Below are 590 nucleotides of genomic sequence, written 5' to 3' on the forward strand. Positions count from 1 at the left end.
CCACAGGTGGTGACAAGAAGCTGGTCTGCAGTGTCACCGCAACAAGGATGACGAACCAGATCAGTTCCGGGTTATCCAGTCCAAAGCCCGGCACAGTCATCTGCATGGCAACAATGATCGGCGCCACAAGTGGCAGGATGATCAGTGTGATTTCGATCCAGTCCAGAACAAAGCCCAGCAGGAACACGATCAGCAGGATAAAGAGGATGGTCCCCATTTCACTCAGGCCCATGCCTTCGATTGTCTTGGTGATCAACTGATCTCCGCCCAACTCGCGCAGAACAAAGGCAAAGCAGGTCGCGCCAAGGAAGATCGCAAAGATATACGCGGTCGTTTTGAACGTATTCCGCGTCACTTCGAACAGGTTGCGCCAGTTCAGCTTGCCATAGGCAAACGCCATCAGTGTTGCGCCTGCGGCACCGACACCGGATGCTTCCGTGGGTGTGGCGATACCTGCAAAGATGGACCCGAGTACGGCAAAGATCAGGGCGACAGGCGGCAGAACGGCTTTGAAGACGTCCCAGATCGCTGCCCAATCGACCTTTTTTGCGTCCTCCGGCAAGGGTGCGACCTCTCTGTTGATGGTCGCG

The 590-nt window shown here is 55.8% G+C and carries 1 protein-coding gene; it reads right to left on the bottom strand.

Annotated features, from left to right (window positions below; all coding sequences use genetic code 11):
• Window positions 1–590, bottom strand: a 590-nt coding sequence (locus ACR1XY_RS24855; protein ID WP_480597547.1) for a TRAP transporter large permease subunit, incomplete at both ends; no start/stop codon positions are given.

Source organism: Ruegeria sp. AD11(2025), assembly GCF_056542405.1.